General features: G+C 62.9%; 24 protein-coding genes and 3 tRNA genes. 22 read left to right on the top strand and 5 right to left on the bottom strand.

Translation table 11 applies throughout. From position 1 onward, the window contains the following. The first annotated feature begins 54 nt into the window (after nt 1-54). The 17 genes from fabG (at nt 55) to nagZ (ending at nt 15971) form a co-directional block, all read left to right on the top strand. Complete coding sequence (fabG, locus tag CUJ90_RS13210) at nt 55-804, top strand: 3-oxoacyl-ACP reductase FabG (RefSeq protein ID WP_073431792.1); 750 nt, start codon at nt 55-57, stop codon at nt 802-804. Nucleotides 805-955: 151 nt separating this feature from the next. Then, nucleotides 956-1195: an acyl carrier protein gene (gene acpP / locus CUJ90_RS13205; protein WP_004197638.1), complete on the top strand. Its 240-nt coding sequence runs from the start codon at nt 956-958 to the stop codon at nt 1193-1195. Between the two features lie 218 nt (nt 1196-1413). Beyond that, nucleotides 1414-2652: a beta-ketoacyl-ACP synthase II gene (fabF, locus tag CUJ90_RS13200; protein ID WP_073431793.1), complete on the top strand. Its 1239-nt coding sequence runs from the start codon at nt 1414-1416 to the stop codon at nt 2650-2652. A 15-nt stretch (nt 2653-2667) separates the two neighbouring features. Next, nucleotides 2668-3156, top strand: a complete 489-nt coding sequence (locus tag CUJ90_RS33700; RefSeq protein WP_310314529.1) for a protein YgfX — start codon at nt 2668-2670, stop codon at nt 3154-3156. Between the two features lie 100 nt (nt 3157-3256). Beyond that, entirely contained in the window at nt 3257-3856 is a 600-nt protein-coding gene (gene rpoE / locus CUJ90_RS13190) for an RNA polymerase sigma factor RpoE (protein WP_073431795.1), read from the top strand. Nucleotides 3857-3938: 82 nt separating this feature from the next. After that, complete coding sequence (locus CUJ90_RS13185) at nt 3939-4565, top strand: sigma-E factor negative regulatory protein (RefSeq protein WP_114163555.1); 627 nt, start codon at nt 3939-3941, stop codon at nt 4563-4565. 4 nt (nt 4566-4569) lie between these two features. Then, nucleotides 4570-5613, top strand: coding sequence for a MucB/RseB C-terminal domain-containing protein (locus tag CUJ90_RS13180; protein ID WP_073431817.1), 1044 nt, complete (start codon nt 4570-4572; stop codon nt 5611-5613). Between the two features lie 34 nt (nt 5614-5647). Then, nucleotides 5648-7174 (top strand): DegQ family serine endoprotease, encoded by a 1527-nt coding sequence (locus CUJ90_RS13175; RefSeq protein WP_114162985.1) that lies wholly within the window; start codon nt 5648-5650, stop codon nt 7172-7174. A gap of 2 nt (nt 7175-7176) precedes the next feature. Continuing rightward, the gene (locus CUJ90_RS13170; RefSeq protein WP_073431797.1) at nt 7177-7419 is read left to right on the top strand and encodes a glutaredoxin family protein; all 243 of its coding nucleotides are present in this window, start codon (nt 7177-7179) and stop codon (nt 7417-7419) included. A 229-nt stretch (nt 7420-7648) separates the two neighbouring features. Continuing rightward, nucleotides 7649-9442, top strand: coding sequence for a translation elongation factor 4 (gene lepA / locus CUJ90_RS13165; RefSeq protein ID WP_073431798.1), 1794 nt, complete (start codon nt 7649-7651; stop codon nt 9440-9442). Between the two features lie 18 nt (nt 9443-9460). Next, nucleotides 9461-10354: a signal peptidase I gene (gene lepB, locus CUJ90_RS13160; protein WP_114162984.1), complete on the top strand. Its 894-nt coding sequence runs from the start codon at nt 9461-9463 to the stop codon at nt 10352-10354. A 173-nt stretch (nt 10355-10527) separates the two neighbouring features. Next, on the top strand, nt 10528-11799 hold the full coding sequence (gene rnc, locus CUJ90_RS13155) for a ribonuclease III (RefSeq protein WP_114162983.1): 1272 nt from the start codon (nt 10528-10530) through the stop codon (nt 11797-11799). A gap of 54 nt (nt 11800-11853) precedes the next feature. After that, nucleotides 11854-12753, top strand: a complete 900-nt coding sequence (gene era, locus CUJ90_RS13150) for a GTPase Era (protein ID WP_114162982.1) — start codon at nt 11854-11856, stop codon at nt 12751-12753. Next, nucleotides 12740-13651: a DNA repair protein RecO gene (gene recO / locus CUJ90_RS13145; RefSeq protein ID WP_114162981.1), complete on the top strand. Its 912-nt coding sequence runs from the start codon at nt 12740-12742 to the stop codon at nt 13649-13651. Before era ends, recO begins: the two co-directional genes overlap by 14 nt. Then, entirely contained in the window at nt 13648-14412 is a 765-nt protein-coding gene (gene pdxJ, locus CUJ90_RS13140) for a pyridoxine 5'-phosphate synthase (protein WP_073431803.1), read from the top strand. Before recO ends, pdxJ begins: the two co-directional genes overlap by 4 nt. A gap of 23 nt (nt 14413-14435) precedes the next feature. Then, a complete protein-coding gene (gene acpS / locus CUJ90_RS13135) occupies nt 14436-14879 on the top strand; it encodes a holo-ACP synthase (RefSeq protein WP_073431818.1) in 444 nt (147 codons plus the stop codon). A gap of 63 nt (nt 14880-14942) precedes the next feature. Continuing rightward, nucleotides 14943-15971: a beta-N-acetylhexosaminidase gene (nagZ, locus tag CUJ90_RS13130; protein WP_073431804.1), complete on the top strand. Its 1029-nt coding sequence runs from the start codon at nt 14943-14945 to the stop codon at nt 15969-15971. A gap of 123 nt (nt 15972-16094) precedes the next feature. Here nagZ and CUJ90_RS13125 read toward each other — a convergent pair whose 3' ends face one another. The 4 genes from CUJ90_RS13125 to earP form a co-directional block, all read right to left on the bottom strand. Continuing rightward, nucleotides 16095-17477: a sigma-54-dependent transcriptional regulator gene (locus CUJ90_RS13125; RefSeq protein WP_073431805.1), complete on the bottom strand. Its 1383-nt coding sequence runs from the start codon at nt 17475-17477 to the stop codon at nt 16095-16097. A gap of 314 nt (nt 17478-17791) precedes the next feature. Next, nucleotides 17792-17998: a CsbD family protein gene (locus CUJ90_RS13120; protein ID WP_083086595.1), complete on the bottom strand. Its 207-nt coding sequence runs from the start codon at nt 17996-17998 to the stop codon at nt 17792-17794. A gap of 276 nt (nt 17999-18274) precedes the next feature. Then, entirely contained in the window at nt 18275-18832 is a 558-nt protein-coding gene (gene efp / locus CUJ90_RS13115; protein WP_012433870.1) for an elongation factor P, read from the bottom strand. A 414-nt stretch (nt 18833-19246) separates the two neighbouring features. After that, entirely contained in the window at nt 19247-20440 is a 1194-nt protein-coding gene (gene earP / locus CUJ90_RS13110; RefSeq protein ID WP_114163554.1) for an elongation factor P maturation arginine rhamnosyltransferase EarP, read from the bottom strand. A 158-nt stretch (nt 20441-20598) separates the two neighbouring features. Here earP and uvrC point away from each other — a divergent pair, with 158 nt between their 5' ends. The 5 genes from uvrC (at nt 20599) to CUJ90_RS13085 (ending at nt 24245) form a co-directional block, all read left to right on the top strand. Continuing rightward, nucleotides 20599-22806, top strand: coding sequence for an excinuclease ABC subunit UvrC (uvrC, locus tag CUJ90_RS13105; protein ID WP_114162980.1), 2208 nt, complete (start codon nt 20599-20601; stop codon nt 22804-22806). Nucleotides 22807-22982: 176 nt separating this feature from the next. Then, nucleotides 22983-23576, top strand: coding sequence for a CDP-diacylglycerol--glycerol-3-phosphate 3-phosphatidyltransferase (pgsA, locus tag CUJ90_RS13100; RefSeq protein ID WP_073431808.1), 594 nt, complete (start codon nt 22983-22985; stop codon nt 23574-23576). Between the two features lie 278 nt (nt 23577-23854). After that, nucleotides 23855-23930: transfer RNA gene (locus tag CUJ90_RS13095), tRNA-Gly, on the top strand. Nucleotides 23931-23992: 62 nt separating this feature from the next. Next, nucleotides 23993-24068: transfer RNA gene (locus tag CUJ90_RS13090), tRNA-Gly, on the top strand. A 103-nt stretch (nt 24069-24171) separates the two neighbouring features. After that, nucleotides 24172-24245 (top strand) — tRNA-Cys (locus CUJ90_RS13085). Between the two features lie 132 nt (nt 24246-24377). On the opposite strand, the gene CUJ90_RS13080 is transcribed toward CUJ90_RS13085, so the two are convergent. Then, entirely contained in the window at nt 24378-24800 is a 423-nt protein-coding gene (locus CUJ90_RS13080) for a YfiM family lipoprotein (protein ID WP_114162979.1), read from the bottom strand. Nucleotides 24801-24915: the final 115 nt, after the last annotated feature.

The following is a 24915-nucleotide window of genomic DNA, read 5'->3' as shown; positions in this document are numbered from 1 at the left end:
AGAACTCCACATCAAGAACCAATCAGCCCTTCGAAAGGGTATCCGGACCGACAGATGGACAAGACTCTCGACAAGCAGATCGCAATCGTGACGGGCGCCTCGCGCGGCATCGGCCGTGCGATCGCGCTGGAACTGGCGCGCCAGGGCGCGACCGTGATCGGCACGGCGACCAGCGAAAGCGGCGCGACCGCCATCACCGAAGCCTTCAAGGCAGCCGGCGTGAACGGCCGCGGCGCGGTGCTCAACGTGAACGACGCGGCCGCAGCCGAGGCGTTGATCGACGGCACGGTGAAGGAATTCGGCGCGCTGCACGTGCTGGTGAACAACGCCGGCATCACGCAGGACCAACTTGCAATGCGCATGAAGGACGACGACTGGGACGCGGTGATCGACACCAATCTCAAGTCGGTGTTCCGCCTGTCGCGGGCGGTGCTGCGTCCGATGATGAAGGCGAAGGGCGGCCGCATCATCAACATCACGTCTGTGGTCGGGTCGGCCGGCAACCCGGGGCAGGTCAACTACGCTGCCGCGAAAGCGGGCGTCGCGGGCATGGCACGCGCGCTCGCGCGCGAGATCGGCAGCCGCGGCATCACCGTGAATTGCGTGGCGCCGGGCTTCATCGACACCGACATGACCAAGAGTCTGCCGGAAGAGCAGCAAACCGTGCTGAAGACGCAGATTCCGCTCGGCCGCCTCGGTAGTCCCGAAGACATCGCGCACGCGGTCGCATTCCTCGCGTCGCCGCAAGCCGGCTACATCACCGGCACGACATTGCATGTGAACGGCGGAATGTACATGTCGTAACCAAATTCGGTTACTATCCGCGCCTTGATGCGTTTGCAAAAGCGTAAGGCGCATGCCTTGACAGGAACCCGATGCGCCGCTTTTTTGCCGGGTCAAACCTGATAAAATGCGCGCACCTGTATTTTTGAACTTCTTTTCCCTTGGAGGGGTAATGGACAATATCGAACAGCGCGTCAAGAAGATCGTCGCAGAACAACTGGGCGTTGCAGAAGCTGAAATCAAGAACGAAGCTTCGTTCGTGAACGACCTCGGCGCCGACTCGCTCGACACCGTTGAACTCGTGATGGCCCTCGAAGACGAATTCGGCATGGAAATTCCGGATGAAGAAGCCGAGAAGATCACCACCGTTCAGCAAGCGATCGACTACGCTCGCGCGAACGTCAAGGCCTAAGGTCATTCGCGCCTGCGTTTCTGCGTTGGCGGCGTGTGACGCCCTGCCGCGTCGGTTGCCGACGTCAGCGGGGTTAGGGCTTTTTGCCGTGCAGGAGCCAGCGATGTTGACAGCGCAACTTTCGCGCGATTGCCGACTTAACAGCCACAGGGCATACAGGGCAGGTTCCTGTGGTCGCTGTGGCTTTTGCTTTTGTCATCTATGAAAAAGGGGTTACCGTGAGCCGCCGTCGTGTTGTTGTTACAGGCCTGGGGCTGATTTCGCCTGTTGGCAATAATGTTGCCGACGGCTGGGCCAATCTGGTCGCCGGCAAGTCGGGTATTGCCAATATCACGAAGTTCGACGCGTCGAACTTTTCCACTCGTTTCGCCGGCGAGGTGAAGGGCTTTAATATCGAGGACTACATCCCCGGTAAAGAGGCGCGCCACATGGATACGTTCATCCACTACGGCGTGGCTGCAGGCATCCAGGCGATGCAGGACAGCGGGCTCGAAGTCACCGACGAGAATTCGGAGCGCATCGGCGTGGTGGTGGGTTCGGGTATCGGCGGCCTGCCGATGATCGAAGTGACGCAAACTGAACTGCTCAATCGCGGCCCGCGCCGCATTTCGCCGTTCTTCGTGCCGGCGTCGATCATCAACATGATTTCGGGCCATCTGTCGATCAAGTTCGGCATCAAGGGTCCCAATCTCGCGATCGTCACCGCGTGTACCACTGGCCTGCACTGTATCGGCGAGGCTTCGCGCCTGATCGAATACGGCGACGCCGACGTGATGATCGCTGGCGGTGCGGAATCCACCGTGTCGCCGCTCGGCATCGGCGGCTTTGCCGCGGCGCGCGCGCTGTCGCAACGCAATGACGATCCGGCCACGGCGAGCCGTCCGTGGGACAAGGACCGCGACGGCTTCGTGCTGGGCGAGGGCGCGGGCGTCATGGTGCTGGAGGAGTACGAGCACGCCAAGGCGCGCGGCGCGAAGATCTACGCCGAAATCAGCGGTTATGGCATGAGCGGCGACGCCTACCACATGACCGCGCCGCTCGAAGATGGCGACGGCGCACGCCGCTGCATGTTGGCCGCGCTGAAGAACGCGGGCATCAACTCGGATCAGGTGAATTATCTGAACGCGCACGGCACGTCCACGCCGCTCGGCGACCTGGCCGAAACTACCGGCATCAAGCGCGCATTCGGCGATCACGCCAAGGACATGGTCGTGAACTCGACCAAGTCGATGACGGGTCACCTGTTGGGTGGCGCCGGCGGTCTTGAGTCCGTGTTCACCGTGCTGGCCGTGCATCACCAGGTGTCTCCGCCGACGATCAACATCTTCAACCAGGACCCGGCCTGCGATCTCGACTACTGCGCCAATACCGCGCGCGAGATGAAGATCGACGTCGCGCTAAAGAACTCGTTCGGGTTCGGCGGCACGAACGGCACGCTGGTCTTCAAGCGCGCCTGATCGCCCGATCGTTTGGTGACGACACGCCAGTCCGCGACGCCGGCTCCGCCGGCGGCTTCCCTTGAATCGGCAACGCCCGACGGAGCGTCGCAACGGATCGCGTTGCGGCGCTCCGTTACGCTGCGCACTGCGGCGGCGGTTTTCGTGCTGATCGCGACACTGGCCGTCTACACATGTCTCGCCGCGCGCATGGGCGCGTGGTGGGCGGTTCCGTTTACGCTCGCCGCATGCGCGCTGCTCATACTGGGCGCGGCCAGACATGAGCTTGCGCGGCCCATCACGCTCAAACTTGGGCCGGACGGCTTGTCCGCATGGGATGGCGCTGGAAATCTGCTCGCCCAAGGGCGCATTGCCGGTTGTTCGCAGTGGACCGGTCGTTTGCTGGTTCTGGCCCTCGCGCCGGATCATGGGCGGCCATGCACGCTGATGGTCCCCGTCGATGCGATTCCCGCGTCTGCCTTCCGGGAACTGGCGGTGCTGGGCCGGCGTGGCGCCGGCGCGTGACTGTAACGACTGTAACCGTGTTACCGGCGTAACTTGCCGCAATGTCTGGGGCGCTACAATGGTGCCCCTCCATGCGCCCTATAGTTAACGGATTTATCAGGTGAGCGAAAAAGAAATTGATCAGGTGCTGGTCGAGCGCGTCCAGAAGGGCGACAAGGCCGCGTTCGAGCTTCTGGTCTCCAAATACCACCGCAAGATTCTCCGGCTCATCTCGCGCCTCGTGCGCGATCCCGCCGAAGTGGAAGACGTTGCCCAGGACGCCTTCATCAAGGCATACCGGGCCTTGCCGCAGTTTCGCGGGGACTCGGCCTTTTACACGTGGTTGTACCGGATTGCGGTCAACACGGCAAAGAACTACCTTGCGACCCAGGGCCGGCGCGCTCCGACCTCGACCGAAGCGGATGCTGAAGAAGCTGAAACTTTCTCGGATGCCGACCAACTAAGGGATATCAACACGCCTGAGTCGATGTTGATGAGCAAGCAGATCGCAGAGACGGTCAATGCTGCGATGGCGGTTTTACCGGAAGAGCTGCGCACCGCCATTACTCTTCGTGAAATTGAAGGTTTGAGCTACGAGGAAATCGCCGAGATGATGGGTTGCCCGATTGGCACCGTCAGATCGCGAATTTTCCGCGCTCGCGAAGCCATTGCGGCAAAATTGCGTCCGTTGCTTGACACACCTGAAGGCAAGCGCTGGTAAGTTACCGGCTCGCCGAATGGGCGCGGGTGCAATCTCTGGATTAGTGGTGTCACTACGGGGTATTTGTAAGATGGGGAGCATCATGGGGTCGGTCTCGATGCAATCGCAAGCCAGTTCGCGCGGCGAGCGTCTGTCCGCTTTTGTCGACGGTGAATTCGGCGAAGAGTATCTGAATCTCAACAAGTTTCTTTCCGAGCTGGACGGCGAGGATCGTGCCGGCTGGTCGAGCTATCACCTGATCGGCGACGCGTTGCGTTCCGACGATCTGGCGGTTAGCCCGGCGGTGAGCCGCGCGTTTCTGAGCGGTTTCGCCGCGCGCTTCGAAAACGAACCGCATGTGCTCGCGCCTGAGGCGATGCCGATCGCGCGCCGCTTATTGGCGCTGCGTCGCCGTGTGGTGCCGGCCTTTGCCGTGGCTGCCGCCGCCGCGACGCTCACTTGGATCGTCGTGCCGCAACTACAAGGTGTACCGGGCGGGCCGGGCGCGGCGCAGGTCGCGTCGGTTCAGTCGCAGGGTGCGCTGCAGCGGGTGGCGATGGCGTCCGCGCCGGCGGCTGCCGTTCAGGCCGTCGCACAAGACGCCAACATCATTCGCGACGCCAGTCTGGATCAGTATCTGGAAGCGCACCAGCAATTCGCGCAACAACCGGCCATGCCGGGCTCGATGCCGCTGATTCGTGCCGCGGCGGTCACTACGCAAGGCCAATAGTTTGATGCAGACTCCGCGGTTGAATAAAACGACTATTTGGGGGCGGCTGCCGGCATTTTTATTCTGCGCAGCCGTGTTGTTGTCCGCTACACCGCGGGTTTTTGCACAAACCGACGATCCGCTCGCCGTTCGTCGCACGGCTGCGGATATGCTCGATCGCATCCATCAGGCCGCGCAACAGCAAAACTACGAGGGCGCGTTCGTTTATCAACGCGGCAATTTCGTTCAGACATCGCGGATATCGCATTATGCGACCCGCGCAGACGGCGAATACGAGCAACTCGAAAGCCTCGACGGCAAGCCGCGCAGGATGCTTCGTCATAACGACGAGCTCTACACGTTTGTGCCGGAGCGGCGTCTGTGCGTAGTCGAAAAGCGCCAAAACAAGGACTCGTTTCCGGCGCTGCTCGCGGTAAGCGGCGAGCAGGTGCTGTCGGTCTACGAGCCGAAACTGCTCGGCGACGACCGCGTCGCCGGCATCGACAGCCAGGTGATCGAACTCGATCCGAAAGATGCGTATCGCTTTGCCTACAAACTGTGGGCCGACAAAAAGACCGGCTTGCTGCTGCGGGCGCAGACACTCGACCCAAACGGCCAGGTGCTCGAACAGTTGTCGTTTTCTCAGATTCGCATCGGCGTGCCGGTCGACAAGGCCGCAATCGTCAACGGAATTCGTAATACGGCAGGCTGGACGGTGGTGCGTCCTCCAGTTGAGCCGGTTGATATGGCTGCGCAAGGCTGGCAGATCTCGCCGACGGTTCCCGGATTCCGCAAGATTCGCGAGTTGCGTCGTCCGATGGCCGCGCGGGAAGCCGGCCAGCCGACCATTCCCGTGGACCAGGCCGTGTTCTCCGACGGCCTCGCGGCGATTTCCGTGTTCGTTGAACCGGTCGAGAACAACACGCGCAAAGAGGGCGCGGGCAGCAGCGGCGCGACGCATGTGCTCGTCAAGCGGCGTGGCGACTTCTGGATTACCCTGCTCGGTGAAGTGCCCCAGAGCACATTGCAGCAATTTGCGTCTGCCATAGAATACAAGGCTCCGAAGTAACCCCCGAATCCTGAATCCCTCGGCTTTCTACGATATGACGACTTTCTCGGTGCGCAATTTCCTCGCGGCCGCGGTGGTAGCGGCGTGTTTGCCGCTCGTACCGCATACGGCGTCTGCGGCTCCAGCAGCCAATCTGCCCGATTTCACCGACCTCGTCGACAAAGTCGGCCCGGCGGTCGTCAACATTCGCACGACCACGCGCGTATCGAGCAGCGGTCTGCGTGGCGGTCTACCGCCCGGCATGGACGACGGCGACATGTCGGAGTTCTTCCGCCGCTTTTTCGGCATTCCGATGCCGCAATCACCGCAATCCCCCGGCTCACCTCAAACGCCCGGAGCGCCGCGCGGCGGCGACAACGGCGGCAGCGGCGGCACGCCGGACTCACCGGACGGCAGCGATCCGGAACAGAACAGCGGTGTGGGCTCGGGCTTCATTCTGTCGGCGGACGGTTACGTGATGACGAACGCGCACGTCGTCGATGACGCGGACACCATTTACGTCACGCTTACCGATAAGCGCGAATTCAAGGCCAAGCTGGTGGGCGTGGACGATCGAACCGACGTCGCCGTCGTGAAGATCAGCGCCGGCAACTTGCCCACGATTACGATCGGCGACTCGAACAAGGTTCGCGTGGGCGAATGGGTGGTCGCGATCGGCTCGCCGTTCGGTCTTGAGAACACGGTGACGGCTGGCATCGTCAGTGCGAAGGGGCGCGACACGGGCGATTACCTGCCATTCATCCAGACCGACGTGGCTGTCAATCCGGGGAACTCGGGCGGGCCGCTGATCAACATGCAGGGCGAGGTGATCGGCATCAACTCGCAGATCTACAGCCGCACCGGCGGTTTCATGGGCATTTCGTTCGCGATTCCGATCGACGAGGCGATGCGCGTGGCCGATCAGCTCAAGGCATCGGGCAAGGTCGTACGCGGCCGGATCGCGGTCGCGATCGGCGAGGTCACCAAGGACGTGGCCGATTCGCTCGGCCTGCCAAAGGCGCAGGGCGCGCTGGTCAGCAGCGTCGAACCGGGCGGTCCGGCGGACAAGGCGGGCGTGCAGCCGGGCGATATCATCCTGAAGTTCAACGGTCATTCGGTCGATACCGCAACGGATCTGCCGCGCATGGTGGGCGACACCAAGCCGGGTACCAAGTCGACGATCACGATCTGGCGCAAGGGCCAGACGCGCGATCTGCCGGTCACGATCGCCGAGATGCAGCCTGACAAGAGCGCGAAGGCGGACCAGAAGAAGCCGCAGCCGCCGAAGCAACGCGCCACGAACGTGCTGGGTGTCGCCGTCAGCGACATCCCCTCGGATCAGTTGAAGGCGCTCAAGCTGCGCAACGGCGTGCAGATCGACGCGGTGGACGGACCGGCCGCGCGCGTCGGGCTGCAAAAGGGCGACATCATCTTGCGTGTGGGCGATACCGACATCACGAGCGCGAAGCAGTTCGACGAAATCAGCTCGCATCTCGATTCGCAGAAGATGGTCGCGCTGCTGGTTCGCCGCGGCGAGACCACGCAGTTCGTGCCGATTCGCCCGCGCAGCGGCACCAAGTAAGCATGGCGGCACCGCTCACGCTTTACGGGCGCGCGTGGTGCCACCTGTGCGAAGACATGCGCGCCGCGCTCGAGCCGTTGTTGGCCGAGTTCGGCGCGCAGCTAGAAGTTGTCGACGTCGACGCCGATCCCTCGCTGGAAGCGCGTTACAACGAGTTGGTGCCCGTCCTGGTCTGCGACGGCATCGAGTTGTGCCACTATCACCTCGACATCGCACGAGTTCGCGCCGCGCTTGCAATGCGTTGAGGTGCGCTGAGTTCAAAAGATGTTGCAGCACGCGCAACAGGATCAAGCGCGCGCTTTATGAAAATGTTCGCGCCAAGTTCCACGTCTCTCCTGAGCCGTCTTTCTGCCCCGGCCTCGCAAGATGCGCCGGGCGATAGCCTTTTCGGCTAAAATAGATAGGTTTTTCACCTACTTACAAGGCGTGCTCCGCTATTGTCCGAGCGCGCCTTTTTCGCTTGATCGGTACTGAATGGATCATATTCGTAACTTCTCGATCATTGCGCACATCGACCATGGCAAGTCGACGCTCGCGGATCGCATCATCCAGATCTGCGGCGGCTTGTCCGACCGCGAGATGGAAGCCCAGGTGCTCGACTCGATGGATCTCGAGCGCGAGCGCGGCATCACCATCAAGGCACAAACCGCCGCACTGACGTATCGCGCCCGTGACGGGCAGGTTTACAACCTGAACATGATCGACACGCCGGGCCACGTCGACTTCTCGTATGAAGTCAGCCGCTCGCTGTCCGCCTGCGAAGGCGCGCTGCTGGTCGTCGACGCGAGCCAGGGCGTGGAGGCGCAAACCGTCGCCAACTGCTACACGGCGATCGAACTCGGCGTCGACGTGATTCCGGTGCTCAACAAGATCGACTTGCCGGCGGCAAACCCCGAAAACGCGATTTCCGAAATCGAGGACGTGATCGGCATCGACGCAACGGATGCCACGCATTGCAGCGCGAAAACCGGCCAAGGCGTCGAAGACGTGCTGGAAGCGCTGATCGCAAAAGTGCCGCCGCCCAAGGGCAATCCTGAAGCGCCGCTGCAAGCGCTGATCATCGACTCGTGGTTCGACAATTACGTCGGCGTCGTCATGCTGGTGCGTATCGTCAACGGCACGCTGCGTCCGAAAGACAAGATTCGCATGATGGCGACCGGCGCGCAGTATCCGGTCGAGCATATCGGCGTGTTCACGCCGAAGTCGAAGAATCTCGAATCGTTATCGGCGGGGCAGGTGGGCTTCATCATCGCCGGCATCAAGGAGCTGGCCGCGGCGAAGGTGGGCGACACTGTCACGCTGCTGAACCGTCCAGCCGCCGAGCCGCTGCCGGGCTTCAAGGAAGTGAAGCCGCAGGTGTTCGCGGGGCTCTATCCGGTCGAGGCGAACCAGTACGACGCGCTGCGCGACTCCCTCGAGAAGCTGAAGCTGAACGACGCGTCGCTGCAGTACGAGCCGGAAGTGTCCCAGGCGCTCGGTTTCGGTTTCCGTTGCGGGTTCCTCGGTCTGCTGCATATGGAGATCGTGCAGGAACGTCTCGAGCGCGAGTTCGACATGGACCTCATCACCACGGCTCCGACCGTGGTGTACGAAGTCCTGCAACGCGACGGCACGACCATCATGGTCGAAAATCCGGCCAAGATGCCCGAGCCGTCGAAGATCGAGGAGGTGCGCGAGCCGATCGTCACCGTGAATCTGTACATGCCGCAAGACTACGTCGGCGCGGTGATCACGCTGTGCACGCAGAAGCGCGGCAACCAGATCAACATGCAGTATCACGGCCGTCAGGTGCAGCTCACGTATGAAATTCCGATGGGCGAAGTCGTGCTCGACTTCTTCGATCGTCTGAAGTCGATTTCGCGCGGTTATGCGTCGATGGATTACGAGTTCAAGGAATATCGCGCCTCCGACGTCGTGAAGGTCGACATGCTCATCAACGGCGACAAGGTGGATGCGCTCTCGGTCATCGTGCACCGTTCGCAAAGCCAGTATCGCGGCCGCGAAGTCGCGGCAAAAATGCGCGAACTGATTCCGCGCCAGATGTACGACGTCGCGATTCAAGCCACCATCGGTTCGAACATTATTGCGCGCGAAAACATTAAAGCGTTGCGTAAGAACGTGCTGGCAAAATGCTACGGCGGTGACATTTCACGCAAGAAGAAATTGCTCGAAAAGCAAAAGGCAGGCAAGAAGCGAATGAAGCAGGTCGGGTCCGTCGAGATTCCGCAAGAGGCTTTCCTCGCGATTCTGCGTGTCGAAGACAAATAAGACGAACAACGGAACTCTATGAATTTTGCGCTGATTCTTTTTGTGCTCGTCGTTTTGACGGGTATCGCATGGGTGGCGGACAAACTGGTTTTCATGCCGCAACGGCGCCGCGCGGCGGAAGCCGCGGTCGCCGAATTCGACCGTCTGCAGGCACGCATCGGCGAGCGTTTCGCCGACGAAAATGCCGCGCAAACGCGCGCCCGTCTGCGTGACAACAAGCTGCGTCAACCGTGGTGGCTCGAGTATTCGGCGAGCTTCTTCCCGGTGATTCTCGTGGTGTTCGTGGTGCGCTCCTTCGTGGTCGAGCCATTCAAGATTCCGTCGGGTTCGATGGTGCCGACACTGCTGGTGGGCGACTTTATCCTCGTCAATAAATTCGATTACGGCCTCCGCTTGCCGATCATCAATACGAAGATCACCGAAGGCCGTCCGCTGCAACGCGGCGACGTCGTCGTGTTCCGCTACCCGAAAGACGAATCCGTCGACTACATCAAGCGCGTGATCGGTGTGCCGGGCGACACAGTCGCCTATCAGGACAAGAAACTGACGATCAACGGCAAGCCGGTTCCTGAAACGCCGCTGCCGGACTATCTCGACGAAGAGCGCCTCGGTTACGCGAAGCAGTTCGAGGAAAATATCGAAGGACGCAAGAACGCGATCCTGAATAATCCCGCCGTGCCGCCGTTCATCATCGGCGCCGAGGATTATCCATATCGCGACAACTGCACGTACAACGCACGCGGCGTGATCTGCAAAGTGCCGCCGGGCAATTACTTCATGATGGGCGACAACCGCGACAACAGCGCGGATAGTCGTTACTGGGGTTTTGCGCCGGATAAGAATATCGTTGGCCGCGCGTTTTTCATCTGGATGAACTTCAGCAATCTGAAACGCATCGGCTCGTTCAACTGAGTTCGCGTGCACCGATTGCACGACACGTCGCGCGATGGCCAACGCATGGTCAATTAAGTCGCGGCGTGTTGTTACACCACTTTAAGAAGCTGCGGTAACGTCGCTTCAGCACGCTTTTTCCGCTGGCCGTCCCGCCTTTTCGCGGGGTAAGGCACCCGCGTTATACTCTGCCCATGCCCCTATCTCCGTTGGAAAGCCGTTTGCGCTACGAATTTCGCAATGCGGAATTGTTGCGCCAGGCTTTAACGCACCGCAGTCATAGTTCCACGCACAACGAACGGCTCGAGTTTCTCGGCGATTCCGTTCTGAACTGCGCGGTGGCTGCGCTTTTGTTCCAACGCTTCGGCAAACTGGACGAAGGCGATCTGTCGCGCGTCCGCGCCAATCTGGTCAAACAGCAGTCGCTTTACGAGATCGCTCAGGCCCTCAATATCTCGGAAGGTTTGAGGCTCGGTGAAGGCGAGTTGCGCAGCGGCGGCTTTCGCCGGCCCTCCATCCTCGCCGACACGCTGGAGGCGGTGCTGGGCGCGGTATTTCTCGACGGCGGTTTCGACGCCGCCCAAACGGTCATCAAGCGCCTTTACGTGCCGATCCTCGATCACATCGATCCGCGCACGCTGGGCAAGGACTCCAAGACGCTGCTGCAGGAGTATCTGCAGGGCCACAAGATCGCGCTGCCTACTTACACGGTGGTTGCGACTCATGGCGCAGCGCACAATCAGCAATTCGAAGTCGAATGCACGGTGCCGAAGCTGGACGTGAAAGTGTCGGGTTCCGGTGCGAGCCGCCGGGCGGCGGAGCAGGCCGCGGCCAAGAAGGCGCTCGACGAGGTGATGGCGGCGGCGCCCGCCGTGGTCGCCAAGCCGAAGCGCTCGAAGGGCGCCCGCGCGGCGAAGCACGCCGAGCCTGAGATCGTGCCCGGCGTGACCGGCGTGCAGGCCGCGCTCGATCTGCGCAGTCCGGATCGCAAGGGCGAACGCGGTACTGGGCGGACCGAGGCCCGGGCGGTAGCCGCGGCAGCAATGGAGCCGTCCGCCGAACGGCCGTTGCCGACAGCCGCTGCCGCGCCGCTGGCCGTGATTCGCGCCGCGCACGTCGAATATAGCGGGCAAGAGAAATCCGAGCGCGCCGAGAAGGTGGATAAAGCGTCGGCTCACGGAGCCGACAAGTCGTCTGAGAAGGCGACTGACCAGGCGGCAGCGGACAAGCCAGCCGAGAAGTCCGATACGAAACCGACGGAGGCGAAGTCAGCCGACGCGAAATTCGTCGAAGCCGCCAGCGTCCGCAGCGCCGAAAAACAAACCGAAAAACACGCCGACAAACACCGCAGCCGCGACCCCGCAGCCGGCGCAGCCGTGCCCGCGCCCGGCATGCCGGCGTCCACCGAACACGAACCCGGCGTAGCCGACGCGGTGCAAACCCGCGTCGCCGATGCGGGCCATTGATTGCCATCGGCGCGTCCATTCCGCGCGCCGAGTTGAACTTGCCGTAGCCCGAATATGAACGCTCCCACTCCCACTGGTTTCCGCTGCGGCATGGTCGCGATCGTCGGCCGCCCGAACGTCGGCAAATCCACGCTGATGAACGCGCTGGTCGGCCAGAAAGTCAGTATCACGTCGCGCAAGGCGCAGACCACGCGCCACCGCATCACCGGCATTCATACGCTCGAAGGCGCGCAGTACATCTTCGTCGACACGCCGGGTTTCCAGACCAAGCACAGCGGCGCGCTGAACCGTTCGCTCAATCGCGCGGTCACGTCCACGCTGACTTCGGTCGATGCCATTCTGTTCGTGATCGAAGCCGGCCGTTTCGGCCCGGACGACCAGAAGGTGCTCGACCTGATTCCGCCGTCGGTGCCCACGCTGCTGATCGCCAACAAGCTCGACCGCGTGTCCGATAAGGATTCGCTGTTCCCGTTCATGCAGCAGATGAGCGCGCTGCGCGAGTTCAACGAAATCGTGCCGCTGTCGGCGAAAAATCCCGACGACATCAAGCGTTTGATGGCGACCGTCAAGCCGTTCCTGCCGGAAGGCGCGCCGATCTATGGCGAAGACGACCTGACCGATCGCAGCGAGCGTTTCCTCGCCGCTGAAATTCTGCGCGAAAAAGTGTTCCGCTGGACCGGCGACGAATTGCCGTACACGAGCACCGTGCTGATCGACAAGTTCGAAACCGAAGGGCGCCTGCGCCGCATTTTCGCGACCATCATGGTCGAGCGCGATACGCACAAGGCGATGATCATCGGCCAGAAGGGCGCCAAGCTGAAACAGATCAGCACCGAAGCACGTCTCGACATGGAAAAGCTCTTCGACGGTCCGGTGTATCTGGAAACCTTCATCAAGGTGAAGAGCGGTTGGGCCGACAACGAGGCAGGACTCCGCGCGTATGGGTACGAATGACGCGTCGATGACGCTGAATTCCGACGCTGACCCGGACGACTCCCAGCCGGCCGCGCCGGCGCGCGAGCCGTCCAGACGAACCGCCAAAAAATCCGCCCCGAGCGCCGGAAGCGCGCAGGGCGCCGAGGGCGAGCCGCGCAAAGCGCCGGCGCGCCGCGCGCCCAGAAGCGCTGCGTCCGCATCCGAATACCGGATCGCGGAACAGCCCGCCTTTGTCCTGCATAGTTACCCGTATCGCGAGACCAGTCTGATCATCGACGTGCTCTCGCGCGATCATGGCCGTCTCGCGCTCGTCGCGAAGGGCGCGAAGCGTCCGCACTCCGCACTGCGCGGCGTGTTGCAAACGTTCCAGCCGCTCGCGTTGTCGTGGTCGGGCAAATCCGAAGTGCGCACGTTGACCGGCGCCGAATGGGTCGGCGGAATGTTGCCATTGACCGGCGGCGCGTTGCTCTGCGGCTTCTACGTGAACGAACTGCTGGTTAAATTCTGCGCGCGCGAAGATCCGCATCCGCAACTGTTCCATCATTACGTCGTCACGATGACGCGTCTCGCGCACGACGAGCCGCCCGTGCAGGTGCTGCGTTCGTTCGAGCGCGTGCTGCTGCGCGAAACAGGCTATGCAATGGCGCTGGATCGCACCGTCGCGCGCAAGGCGGTGCAGGCCGAGGGCCGCTACGTGTTCGACCCCGAGCGCGGCGTGCGCGAGGCGTCCGACGATCTGCCCGCGCAATGGCCGGTGGTCGCGGGACAAACCTTGCTCGATATGGAACAGGACGATTACCATCGAGCGCAGACCGTGGCGCAAAGCAAAACGCTGATGCGCTTTCTGCTCAACACTTATCTTGGCGGCACGCCGCTCGCGACGCGCCAGATCCTGATCGACTTGCAGAATCTATGAGCTTCTTTCTTACGTCGCCGACCGTGATCGACCTGGGCGTGAACATCGATCACGTCGCCACGCTGCGCAACGCGCGCGGCACGACTTACCCCGACCCGATCCGCGCCGCGTTGCTCGCCGAAGAGGCCGGCGCCGACGCGATCACGCTGCACTTGCGCGAAGATCGCCGCCATATCGTCGACGCCGACGTCCACAAGCTGCGGCCGCTCCTGAAAACGCGCATGAACCTGGAATGCGCGGTCACGCAGGAGATGCTCGACATCGCCTGTGAAGTGCAGCCGCACGACGTTTGCCTCGTGCCGGAAAAACGTCAGGAGCTGACGACCGAAGGCGGCCTCGATGTCGCCGGCCAGTTCGAAGCCGTGCGTGCCGCATGCAGGCAACTCGCCGACGCGAACTCCCGCGTGTCGCTCTTCATCGACCCGGATGAGACCCAGATTCGCGCCGCGCATGAAGCCGGCGCGCCAGTGATCGAGTTGCACACCGGCCGTTACGCGGAAGCGCACGACCCCGCCGAGCAGCAGCGCGAATACGAGCGCGTGGTTCGCGCGGTCGAATTCGGCGCGACGCTCGGCATCAAGGTAAATGCGGGCCACGGTCTGCATTACACGAACGTCCAGCAGATCGCCGCGATCGAGGGCATCGTCGAGTTGAATATCGGCCATGCGATCGTCGCGCACGCGATCTTCGCCGGCTGGGACAACGCGGTGCGCGAGATGAAGGCGATCATGGTCGCCGCGCGTCTCGGCGCTCGCGCCTGATGCGGCCCGAGGCGGCGTCGCACATGGCGATCTACGGCATCGGCACGGACATCGTTCAGGTCAGCCGCGTGGCCGCGGTCATGACGCGCACCAAGGGCCGTTTCGCGGAAAAGGTGCTCGGGCCTGACGAGCTGCGCGTCTATCACGCGCGCCAGGCGCGTTCGGCGGCGCGCGGTCTCGCGTTTCTCGCCACGCGGTTTTCGGCGAAAGAAGCCTTCTCGAAAGCGATCGGCCTCGGCATGCACTGGCCGATGACCTGGCGCGCGCTGCAAACGCTCAACAAGCCGAGCGGCGAGCCGATGGTGGTCGCCTCGGGCGAACTGGCCGCGTGGCTCGACGCGCGCGGCATCACGGCGCGCGTGACGATCAGCGACGAGCACGATTACGCGGTGTCGTTCGTCATAGCGGAAACGGGGGCGGTGGCGCGAGAGCCCGTCGCACCGCACGCGCCCGCCAGCGACGAATAAAACTCGAAGGCGGCCGCCCTGGCCGCGTCTTTTTTGCCCTGAGCTTCCTTCTAGCGGAATTCGATGAAAACAACTCCCGGACCGGTCATGCTCGACGTGGTCGGCAAAACGCTGAACCACGACGACAAGCGCCGCCTTGCCCATCCGATGACCGGCGGCGTGATCCTGTTCGCGCGCCACTATGAGAGCCGCGCGCAATTGATCGCGCTGACCGATTCGATCCGCGCGGTCCGCGAGGATCTGCTGATCGCGGTCGACCACGAGGGCGGGCGCGTTCAGCGTTTTCGCACCGACGGCTTCACGGTCTTGCCGTCCATGGGCAAGCTCGGCGCACTGTGGGACAGCGACGTTCTGCACGCGACCAAGGTGACGACCGCGATCGGCTACATCCTCGCCTCGGAGTTGCGCGCGTGCGGCGTCGACATGAGCTTTACGCCCGTACTCGACTTGAACTACGGGCAGTCGCAAGTGATCGGCGATCGCTCGTTTCACCGCGATCCGCGCGTGGTGGCGCTGCTGGCGAAGAGCCTCAACCACGGCCTCGCGCTGGCCGGCATGAGCAATTGCGGCAAGCACTTTCCAGGGCACGGTTTCGCGCACGCGGACTCGCACGTCGCCATGCCGGTCGACGACCGCTCGCTCGACGAAATCCTGCGCGACGACGTGGCGCCGTATGACTGGCTCGGTTTGTCGTTGGGATCGGTGCTTCCCGCTCATGTGGTCTATCCGAAGGTCGATTCGAAGCCGGCGGGTTTCTCGCGCATCTGGTTGCAGGACGTTCTGCGCAACAAGCTGCGTTTCGAAGGCGCGATTTTCAGCGACGATCTTTCGATGGAAGCCGCGCGCCAGGGCGGCACGCTGACCGAAGGCGCGAGCGCCGCGCTGGAGGCCGGTTGCGACATGGTCTTGATCTGCAATCAGCCGGATGAAGCGGAGAAGGTGCTGGACGCGCTGCGCTTCACGCCGTCGAAGGAATCGCGGCAGCGCCTCAAACGTATGCGGCCGCGCGGCAAGGCGCTGAAGTGGAGCAAGCTGGTTGCCGACCCGCAGTATCTGCAAGCGCAGGCGTTGCTGCGTAGCGCGTTCGCATAAGCCACGCGGTAGCCACGCAGCAATCGCGCAGTGGCATTTAAGCGGACAAAAAAACGGCGCCTCGAATCAATCGAGGCGCCGTTTTTATTCAGGCCGGTTCGCCGGCCCGAAAGATCGCACGACTCAGTTCAAACGCATCCGCTGCAACTTGTTGTACAGCGTCTTCGGGCTGATCCCGAGCAGCGACGCCGCGCGATGACGCGTGCCACCCACCGCATCGAGCGTCGCGCGAATCAACATTTCCTCGACGTCCGCGAGCGGCGTGCCGACAGTGACCTGCACGCGGCTCCCGTTCAGATCGCGGCCGTTCGCCGAAGCCGTCTCGTCGGCGCGCAACGATTCCAGCACATCGCCCGACGCGTGATACGCACGCCGCACGCGATCCTGGAGTTCCCGCACGTTGCCCGGCCATTCGTAGGCGAGACATTCGCGCAGGAAGTTCGGGCCGATCTGCTTGGCGGCTTCCGAGGTGCCGCGCGCGGCCGCTTCGAGATTCAATTCGTCGACGGTCGCCTGAGCGATCAGCGCCGCATCCTCGCCACGTTCGCGCAGCGGCGGCAGCGTGACCGCGGCGGCTTCCAGCCGCAGCGCGAGATCTTCGTGCAGGCTGCCGTCGGCGACCGCCGCGCGCGGCATTTTGCGCGTGGAAGCGATCAGCCGGAAGTCCGTCACCACCTGATTGCTGCCGCCGACCCGCATGAAGGTCTGCGAATCGAGCGCGCGCAGCAGCGCTTCCTGCTGGACCCGCGGCAATTCGGCGATTTCGTCGATGAAGAGCGTGCCGCCGCTTGCCTGTTCGAACAGACCCGGTTCGCGCTGCTCCGCGCCGCTGAACGCACCGCGTTCGTGGCCGAACAGCAGGCTGTCGAGCGAGCGCTGCGCGGCGAGGCTGCCCGCGCTGCGGCAATCGAACGTGACGAACGGACCCTTGCGGCGCCGGCTCATGTCGTGCAGCGTGCGCGCCGCAACGTGCTTGCCGGTGCCGGCCTCGCCGGAGATCAGCACGGCGGCTTCAGTCGGGGCGATATGCTCGATCGTGTCGTAGACGTGCTGGATCGCCCCGTCGCGGCCCAGCATCGCGCCGAAACGGCCGAGCTGGCGCAGTGACGCGCGCAGCGTCTGGACTTCCTCGGTGAGTTCATACGGGCGCGGAATACGCGCAAGCAGACTGCGCAAACGCGGTATGTTGACCGGCTTGAGCAGATAGTCCCAGATGCCGTGCCGCAAGCCTTCGATCGCGCTCTCGACCGTCGCGTTGCCGGTCATCACGATCACGGGCAAGGCGCCGCCCGGCGGATGCGCCGGCAGATGCTGCAGCAAATCGAGGCCGCTGCCATCCGGCAGATTCAGGTCGACCAGCACGACGTCGGGGATGAAGCGTGTCAGCGCGGCCCGTGCCTCGGCGATTGTGGTCGCGGTATCGACGGAAAAGCCGTCGGCGGCGAGGATGGCGGACAGACCCGACAGGCTATTGGGATCGTCTTCAACAATCAGGGCGTGTGGCATGGCGAGCGCAATTTTTTAATGGACGGAATACCGTGTGGACCGCACCAGACAGTCTCTGGCGCGACCCGCGGGCGCGATGGCTGGCCGTTACTGCCGGTCGAATGCGAGGCCACCCGGGCAGCGTTTGCCAATGCGGCGCGGGCGCGGCGACTCGGCCGGCATGAACGCGGCGCACGGCGTGTCCCTCTCCATGCAGGCGAGGCGGCGGCGATTCGACTCATGTAGTTCTGGTCCTTTTTGCTTCTCAGCGGATGCGGTGCCCGGCCTGACGTTTATGACGTGGCCAGACACGGGCACTTTCTTCACAGGGTCGGTCAGAAATCCCGGTTGCTGTCGAAGAAGCGGCGTACTTCGAGTTCGGCCTCGTCCCGCGTTTTACCGTAACGCTCCTGGATCAGGCCGGTGAGTTTGTCGGCGCGGCCTTCGGCCCGGATCAGTTCGTCGTCCGTCAATTCGCCCCATGCCGTCTTGGCCTTGCCGATCAACTGCTTCCACTTGCCTTCAGCGATGTCGTTATTCATCTCGCACCTCCCGAGTTGAGAAAAAAATAAAGCCATGCTGGCGTTCTTCGATGGTAAGCAGTGACTGTGCCAGACGCGTTTATCCAAACGAATCAGCGGCTTGGGGCAGGGGGCTGGACGGCGGACGGGCAATTTTGGGAAGGTTCCCGGTAAAGTTTTCCTCAACGATACACGGCGGCGCCAAAAAGAAAAAGCGCCCAGGACGGGCGCTTTTTTTTTGCCATTTTTTTCCGGTGCCGGTGTTGCCCCGGCGCCGGAGTCAGGCTTGCAGCGCGCTTAAGCGCGGCTGCGGTATTCGTGCGTACGCGTGTCGATTTCGATCTTGTCGCCGATATTGCAGAAAAGCGGCACTTGCAGTTCGAAACCCGTGTTGAGCTTGGCGTTCTTCAGCACCTTGCCCGACGACGTATCGCCCTTCACAGCCGGTTCCGTATAGATGATCTCGCGAACCAGCGTGGTCGGCAGTTCGACCGAGATCGCCTTCTCGTTGTAGAACACGACTTCGCAAGCCATGCCGTCTTCGAGGTAATGCAGCGCGTCGCCCATCATCTCGCCTTCGACTTCGAACTGGTTGTAGTCGGCGTCCATGAACACGTACATCGGGTCGGCGAAGTACGAGTACGTGACTTCCTTGCGCTCGAGCACGACGACGTCGAACTTGTCGTCCGCCTTGTAGACGCTTTCCATGCCTGCGCCGGTCAGCAGGTTCTTGAACTTCATCTTGACGACGGCGGAGTTGCGGCCCGATTTGTTGTATTCGGCCTTTTGCACGACCATGGCGTCTGCGCCGATCATGACGACGTTGCCGGTGCGGAGTTCCTGTGCGGTCTTCATAAAACTGTCCTGTACGAAATAAGTAGCTTCAACTATTGCTCAACGGCATACGGCGCAAGCGGCTTCGGCGCTTCTCGCATTGCGCGCGGTGCGCCGTTTGAAGCGGGCGCGCCGGCGGCGATGCGGGAAACAAGGCCGGCTCGCTGTCGGAATCCACGATGGCGCCGCCTGTGCGCGGCTCATGCAAACTCTGCAATCCGTTACCTGCTTTTTACCCTGTGCGGGCGTGTACACGAGTGGCGCCGATGCGCTGAACACGTCCTTTCCCGATTTTCTTGCCGTTCGCCGCTGCTTACCGGGAATGATGAGAGCGGGTCGTGCATCTTTCGAGGCACGTTGATCAGGCAGGTCGATCTGGGTAGGTTCGCTGTTGCGATCGGGCCGCGCTTGCGTCGTCGGCCGTTGGATAACCGCTTATTTTAGCTGAGTTTTTGCGAATAAGGCCAGATTTCCCGCGAGGTCGCCCGCCTGCGCCAGTTCGCCCGCCCAATCGGCCGCGCGCTGCATGAGCACCGCCCGGTGGCGCTGGAATTCCGCCCAGTCCGGCCGACCGGCGCCGTTCCACGCATGCCAGAAGCGCGCGAGGGCGTGTCGAGCGTCGGCGGGCAGCGTGCGGGCGTAGTGGGCGAGGGCGGCGTCGAGCTTGGGCAAATGGGCGTCGTCGGCTTGCGGGTAGATGTGCCAGACGAAGGGCTTCGCGGCCCATTGGGCGCGCACGAACGAGTCTTCGCCGCGCACGAAGTTGACGTCGCTCGCCCAAAGCAGCGCGTCGTAGGCGGGTTGCCGGGTAAAGGCGAGTGCGTGGGCGGTCAGGCTGCCGACTTCGGCCCGCGCGCCCGCGGCGAACGAAGGCAAGCCGAAAAAGCGCGCGATCGCCCCCGAGATGCGGCCTTCCGGCACCAGCAGCACGACCGGCTCGTCGCTGTCGCGCCACTGTTCGAGCAGACTGTCGACAGCGGGGTTTTCATAGGCGAACAGCGAAACCACGGTGGCCGCGGCGGGCGGCGGCGCGCGGCCGGTGGTTTCCAGCCACCATGCCTCGCGCGCGGACGGCGACGTCTCGAACGCCGTGCGCGCGGCGTCGAGATGCCGTTCTTTCAGCACGCCGCCCGTGCCGGGACCGAGCCCCGGGAAGAAGAACGTCTTGGTGAGCGGGTAGCGCGGGTGCGGCGACGGCCGCAGGTGAAAATCCGCGACCCAGTCCTCGGCGCTCAGATATTCGAGGTTGACCCACACCAGCGTGCGCTCGCGCCGCGCCATCGCGGCGACGTAGATCGGCGGCAGTTCGCAGGCGAACGCCTCGATCACGACGTCGGCCACTTCGAGCGTAGCGCCCGCATGCGCGGGCTCGTGCCAATGTTCGATGACGATGCCGCTCAACGTCTGGCGCGCGCGTTCGAGCGCCAGCGATGGGCACAGTTTCTGGAACGCGTGCAGGTCGTCGACGAACACGCGCACCTGCCAGCCGTGTTCGCTCGCGAGCTGGCGCGCGAGGCGCCAGCACACGCCGATGTCGCCGAAGTTGTCGATCACCGCGCAGAAGATATCGCAGGCGATGGCCGTGGACGCGGCGGGCGGTGCTTCGGAATGGGGCGTGGCGGCGGACATGATGGCGTGGGTCGCGGAGTCGAACGGATTCGAAGCCACGCGGAATGTTCTAAACTGGCGATTCTAAAGCACTCGTTCGCGGTGCGCGCGCCGGTTCATCGGAGCGCGCGACACACGGAACAAGGCTTCGCGAGACCGTCCCATCCTACCGATTCTGCATGACCGAACCCGAAGCAACCGACGTTTTCGAGCCGAAACAAGTGCTCGCCCAATTGCCGCATCTGCCGGGCGTCTATCGCTATTACGACACGCACGGCGCGGTGCTTTATGTAGGCAAGGCGCGCGACCTCAAAAAGCGTGTCTCGAGCTACTTCACGAAGACGCTACTGTCGCCGCGCATCGCGATGATGGTGACGCGCATCGCGCGCGTCGAGACGACCGTCACGCGTTCCGAGGCCGAGGCGCTGCTGCTCGAAAACAATCTGATCAAGGCGCTGGCGCCGCGTTACAACATCCTGTTTCGCGACGACAAGTCGTACCCCTACCTCAAGCTCACCGGTCACAAGTTTCCGCGCATGGCGTACTACCGCGGCGCCGTGGATCGCAAGAATCAGTACTTCGGTCCGTTTCCGAGCGCGTGGGCGGTGCGCGAAAGCATCCAGATCCTGCAGCGCGTGTTCCAGTTGCGCACCTGCGAAGACTCCGTGTTCAACAATCGCACGCGGCCCTGTCTGCTGCACCAGATCGGCCGCTGCACAGCGCCATGCGTCGCGGCCATCAGCGAGGAGGACTACGCGCGCGATGTCGCCAACGCGTCGCGCTTTCTGCTGGGCCGCCAAGGCGAGGTGATGAAGGAGCTCGAGCAGAAGATGCACGCGTTCGCGAGCGAGTTGAAGTTCGAGCAGGCCGCGGCGGTGCGCAATCAGATGAGTTCGTTGTCGACGGTGCTGCATCAGCAGGCAATCGAAGTCGGCAGCGATAGCGACGTGGACATTCTCGCGGTGGTGGCTCTTGGCGGCCGCGTCTGCGTGAATCTGGCGATGGTGCGCGGCGGCCGGCATCTCGGCGACAAGGCATATTTCCCGGCGCATGTGGAAAGCGCGTTGACGGTGGACGAGGGCGGCCTCGAGGAAGGCCGCGGCGAGGCGCTGGTGGACGTCGCGGCCAATGCAGGTTTGGTCGCGCAACCAGGCACGAGCGGCGAAACCGGCTCGCCGGATGCTGCTGACGTGCTCGCGATCGCGCAAGACATGCCATCGGAAGAAGAGGAAGACGAAGACGCCGCGCTCGAAGCCGAGGCAGATGACCTCGGCGAAGCGGATGCCGAAGCCGGGTCGGAATCTGAACCGTCGAAGCCGCGCAAACGCCGCGCGGCCGGCGGCATCGAGTCCGAAGTGCTGGAAGCGTTCATCGCGCAGCATTACCTGGGCAATCGCGTGCCGCCGGTGCTGGTGGTGAGCCACGCACCGTCCACCCGCGAACTCGTCGACGTGCTGATCGAGCAGGCCGGCCACAAGGTGACGGTGCTGCGTCAGCCGCAGGGCCAACGGCGCGCCTGGCTCGCGATGGCCGAACAGAACGCACGGCTCGCGCTCGCACGCCTGCTGTCGGAGCAAGGCTCGCAGCAGGCCCGCACGCGCGCGCTCACCGATACGCTCGGCATGGAATGCGACGACCTCGCGCATCTGCGAATCGAATGTTTCGACATCAGCCACACGATGGGCGAGGCGACCCAGGCGTCGTGCGTGGTGTATCACCATCACAAGATGCAGTCGTCCGAATATCGCCGCTACAACATCACCGGCATCACGCCCGGCGACGACTACGCGGCGATGCGCCAGGTGCTCACGCGCCGCTACGAGAAGATGGTCGCGCAAGCCGCCGCGAATGCCGCCGACGAAGCCGCCGAGTTGCAAAGCGATGCGGCCGCCGATCCGTCGCTCGCGTCGGATGCCGCCGAGCCGTCGGCGGCGGGCGGCATCTTGCCGACCATCGTGCTGATCGACGGCGGCAAGGGCCAGGTCGAAATCGCGCGCCAGGTGTTCACGGAACTGGGTCTCGATACCGGCATGCTGGTCGGCGTCGCGAAGGGCGAAGGGCGCAAGGTCGGCCTCGAGACCCTGATTTTCGCCGACGGCCGCGCGCCGCTCGAACTCGGCAAGGAAAGCGCGGCGTTGATGCTGGTCGCGCAGATTCGCGACGAAGCGCACCGCTTCGCGATCACCGGCATGCGCGCGAAGCGCGGCAAAACGCGCCAGACCTCGCGGCTCGAGGAACTCGAGGGCGTGGGCGCGAAGCGGCGCCAGCGGCTGCTCGCCCGCTTTGGCGGACTGCGCGGCGTGGTGGCGGCCAGCGTCGAGGATCTGGCCAGCGTCGAAGGAATTTCACAGGCGCTCGCGGAGCAGATTTATCGGCAATTGCACTGATTCTTTGCGGCCAGATGCGCGGTGGTTGGTGCATGCGTGGGTGAAAAGCGGGTAATAGGCGGACGAACAGGCGACAAATAAGCGGCGCGCGGGCCTTGCCCGCGCGCCGCTTTGCTTGTGGCAGGCCTTGTGACGCGGCACAATTGCATCTCCCTTGTCAGACGCTGCACCTGCCCATGCCGTTTAATTTCCCGATTTTCCTGACTTGGTTGCGGATCATCCTGATTCCGCTCGTCGTCGGCGTGTTCTATTTGCCTGACATGATGATGAGCCCGGCGCACCGCAATGTGGCTGCCGCGACCATCTTCGTCCTGGCGGCGCTCACCGACTGGTTCGACGGCTTCCTCGCTCGCAAGTGGAATCAGACCTCGGCGTTCGGCGCCTTTCTCGACCCCGTCGCCGACAAGCTGATGGTGACCGCGGCGTTGCTTGTGCTAGTGCAGCTCGCGCGGATCGATTCGGCGATCGCGCTTGTGATCGTCGGGCGCGAGATCGCGATTTCGGCGCTGCGCGAGTGGATGGCGCAGATCGGCGCGTCGAAGAGCGTGGCGGTGAATTCGCTCGGCAAGTTCAAAACCGCTTGCCAGATGGTCGCGATTCCAATGCTGTTGTACTACGGGCCGTTGCCGTTCGGCGGCGGCATCGTGGTCGACACGCGCGTGTGGGGCCTGTGGCTCATCTATCTGGCCGCGTTCCTGACCATCTGGTCGATGCTCTACTACATGAAGCTCGCATGGCCGCAGATCCGCGAGCGCGGCGGTGCTGTTTGAGGGCTCGTTCACGGTGCGGTTTGTCGCGGGCTCTCGCGTGTGCTGCGTCGTGCATTTCGTCCCGGTAATGGCAAGAAGGACGGGCGTGAAGACCGCGCGTTGCGACGAGACGGTGAGTGAAATCTTTTCGGTTAAAGACGTTCGCAAAAGGGGTTGACACGTTTCAGCCGTTTCTCCATAATCTCGTTTCTCCGATGTGAGCAGTTCGAAACGTCGGAAACAGTAGGCAGGCAGTAGCAGCAAGAACGCAGCAGTAAGCAGCACAAAAGCAGTAATACGCGGGAGTAGCTCAGTTGGTAGAGCGCAACCTTGCCAAGGTTGAGGTCGCGAGTTCGAGCCTCGTCTCCCGCTCCAGTTTTCGAAGCAACGCGTTGTTTGGCGAAGTAAAAGTGCAAGGCGTTGTGAAGCAGTGCAATGCGGGAGTAGCTCAGTTGGTAGAGCGCAACCTTGCCAAGGTTGAGGTCGCGAGTTCGAGCCTCGTCTCCCGCTCCATACCAAGGGGAAGCAACGCTTCCCTTTTTGTTTGGTAGGCCGGTCCCAGAGGTTGGCAGCCAGATAAACCTGCGAATCTGCAGCTAGATTCCAGTCCGCTTGCGGCGCGATAGCAAAGCGGTTATGCAGCGGCCTGCAAAGCCGTTTAGGCCGGTTCGACTCCGGCTCGCGCCTCCAGTAGTTGATGTAAGGAAAAGCCCCGACTCGTCGGGGCTTTTCTTTTTCAGCGTCTTGTCATGCATGTCGATGCGGTGCGCGCAGTGTGATGCGAGGCGCTTTCCAACTATCGGCGCCAGGTCGATACGGTATTCAGAAGCGTCGGCTATAGGAAATCGCGACGGTGCGGCTGCGGCCATCCCGGCTATAGCTGATGGCCCAGTTGGTCAGCAATGCTCCGGTCAGCGCGCCCGCTACGTCGGCGACCAGATCCTTGTACGAAAACCCGCCGCCGCGGCACGTGCCGTCGATGCCTTCCTTGATCAAGCCAGGTATCGTACCGATCAGCGTGCCGTAGATCACGGGATGCTCGGTGTCGCGCGTCAGGTAGGCGCCCAGTGCGCCGAAAGGCGCCGAGACCGCGAAGTGCTTCAGCTTGTCGCTGTGAAACCAGCCATCCGATGTTTGCATGCGATACCCACCGCGTCCCCCGTTGCAGTCTATGTCCGCATGCGCCGCAGCGCTTACGCTTAGCATCGTGGCAAGCCAGATGCCGTGTCGCCATTTTGTTGACATGTTTTACTCCCCCTTTTGTTTCTACGTTTTCGTTTCGACGTTTTTCTTATCGGGACGCATACCGGGCCGGTACCCGATTTGCGCGTCGCCAATCTGTGTTGTCGTTTTACAGGGG

The sequence above is a fragment of the Paraburkholderia terricola genome (assembly GCF_003330825.1).
Lineage (GTDB): Bacteria > Pseudomonadota > Gammaproteobacteria > Burkholderiales > Burkholderiaceae > Paraburkholderia > Paraburkholderia terricola.
Note: the sequence above shows the minus strand (reverse complement) of the source record. Positions and strands in the feature narration are given on the sequence as shown.

Bases quoted from the DNA above. Each gene is read 5' to 3' on its own strand.
- lepA (WP_073431798.1), top strand. From the start codon at position 7,649: ATGGATCATATTCGTAACTTCTCGATCATTGCGCACATCGACCATGGC.
- CUJ90_RS13185 (WP_114163555.1), top strand. From the start codon at position 3,939: ATGGGGTCGGTCTCGATGCAATCGCAAGCCAGTTCGCGCGGCGAGCGT.
- pgsA (WP_073431808.1), top strand. From the start codon at position 22,983: ATGCCGTTTAATTTCCCGATTTTCCTGACTTGGTTGCGGATCATCCTG.
- recO (WP_114162981.1), top strand. From the start codon at position 12,740: ATGGGTACGAATGACGCGTCGATGACGCTGAATTCCGACGCTGACCCG.
- rnc (WP_114162983.1), top strand. From the start codon at position 10,528: ATGCCCCTATCTCCGTTGGAAAGCCGTTTGCGCTACGAATTTCGCAAT.
- pdxJ (WP_073431803.1), top strand. From the start codon at position 13,648: ATGAGCTTCTTTCTTACGTCGCCGACCGTGATCGACCTGGGCGTGAAC.
- CUJ90_RS13175 (WP_114162985.1), top strand. From the start codon at position 5,648: ATGACGACTTTCTCGGTGCGCAATTTCCTCGCGGCCGCGGTGGTAGCG.
- CUJ90_RS13120 (WP_083086595.1), bottom strand. From the start codon at position 17,998: ATGAATAACGACATCGCTGAAGGCAAGTGGAAGCAGTTGATCGGCAAG.
- lepB (WP_114162984.1), top strand. From the start codon at position 9,461: ATGAATTTTGCGCTGATTCTTTTTGTGCTCGTCGTTTTGACGGGTATC.
- earP (WP_114163554.1), bottom strand. From the start codon at position 20,440: ATGTCCGCCGCCACGCCCCATTCCGAAGCACCGCCCGCCGCGTCCACG.
- acpP (WP_004197638.1), top strand. From the start codon at position 956: ATGGACAATATCGAACAGCGCGTCAAGAAGATCGTCGCAGAACAACTG.
- efp (WP_012433870.1), bottom strand. From the start codon at position 18,832: ATGAAGACCGCACAGGAACTCCGCACCGGCAACGTCGTCATGATCGGC.
- nagZ (WP_073431804.1), top strand. From the start codon at position 14,943: ATGAAAACAACTCCCGGACCGGTCATGCTCGACGTGGTCGGCAAAACG.
- CUJ90_RS13170 (WP_073431797.1), top strand. From the start codon at position 7,177: ATGGCGGCACCGCTCACGCTTTACGGGCGCGCGTGGTGCCACCTGTGC.
- CUJ90_RS13125 (WP_073431805.1), bottom strand. From the start codon at position 17,477: ATGCCACACGCCCTGATTGTTGAAGACGATCCCAATAGCCTGTCGGGT.
- CUJ90_RS13180 (WP_073431817.1), top strand. From the start codon at position 4,570: ATGCAGACTCCGCGGTTGAATAAAACGACTATTTGGGGGCGGCTGCCG.
- acpS (WP_073431818.1), top strand. From the start codon at position 14,436: ATGGCGATCTACGGCATCGGCACGGACATCGTTCAGGTCAGCCGCGTG.
- era (WP_114162982.1), top strand. From the start codon at position 11,854: ATGAACGCTCCCACTCCCACTGGTTTCCGCTGCGGCATGGTCGCGATC.
- uvrC (WP_114162980.1), top strand. From the start codon at position 20,599: ATGACCGAACCCGAAGCAACCGACGTTTTCGAGCCGAAACAAGTGCTC.
- fabG (WP_073431792.1), top strand. From the start codon at position 55: ATGGACAAGACTCTCGACAAGCAGATCGCAATCGTGACGGGCGCCTCG.
- CUJ90_RS13080 (WP_114162979.1), bottom strand. From the start codon at position 24,800: ATGTCAACAAAATGGCGACACGGCATCTGGCTTGCCACGATGCTAAGC.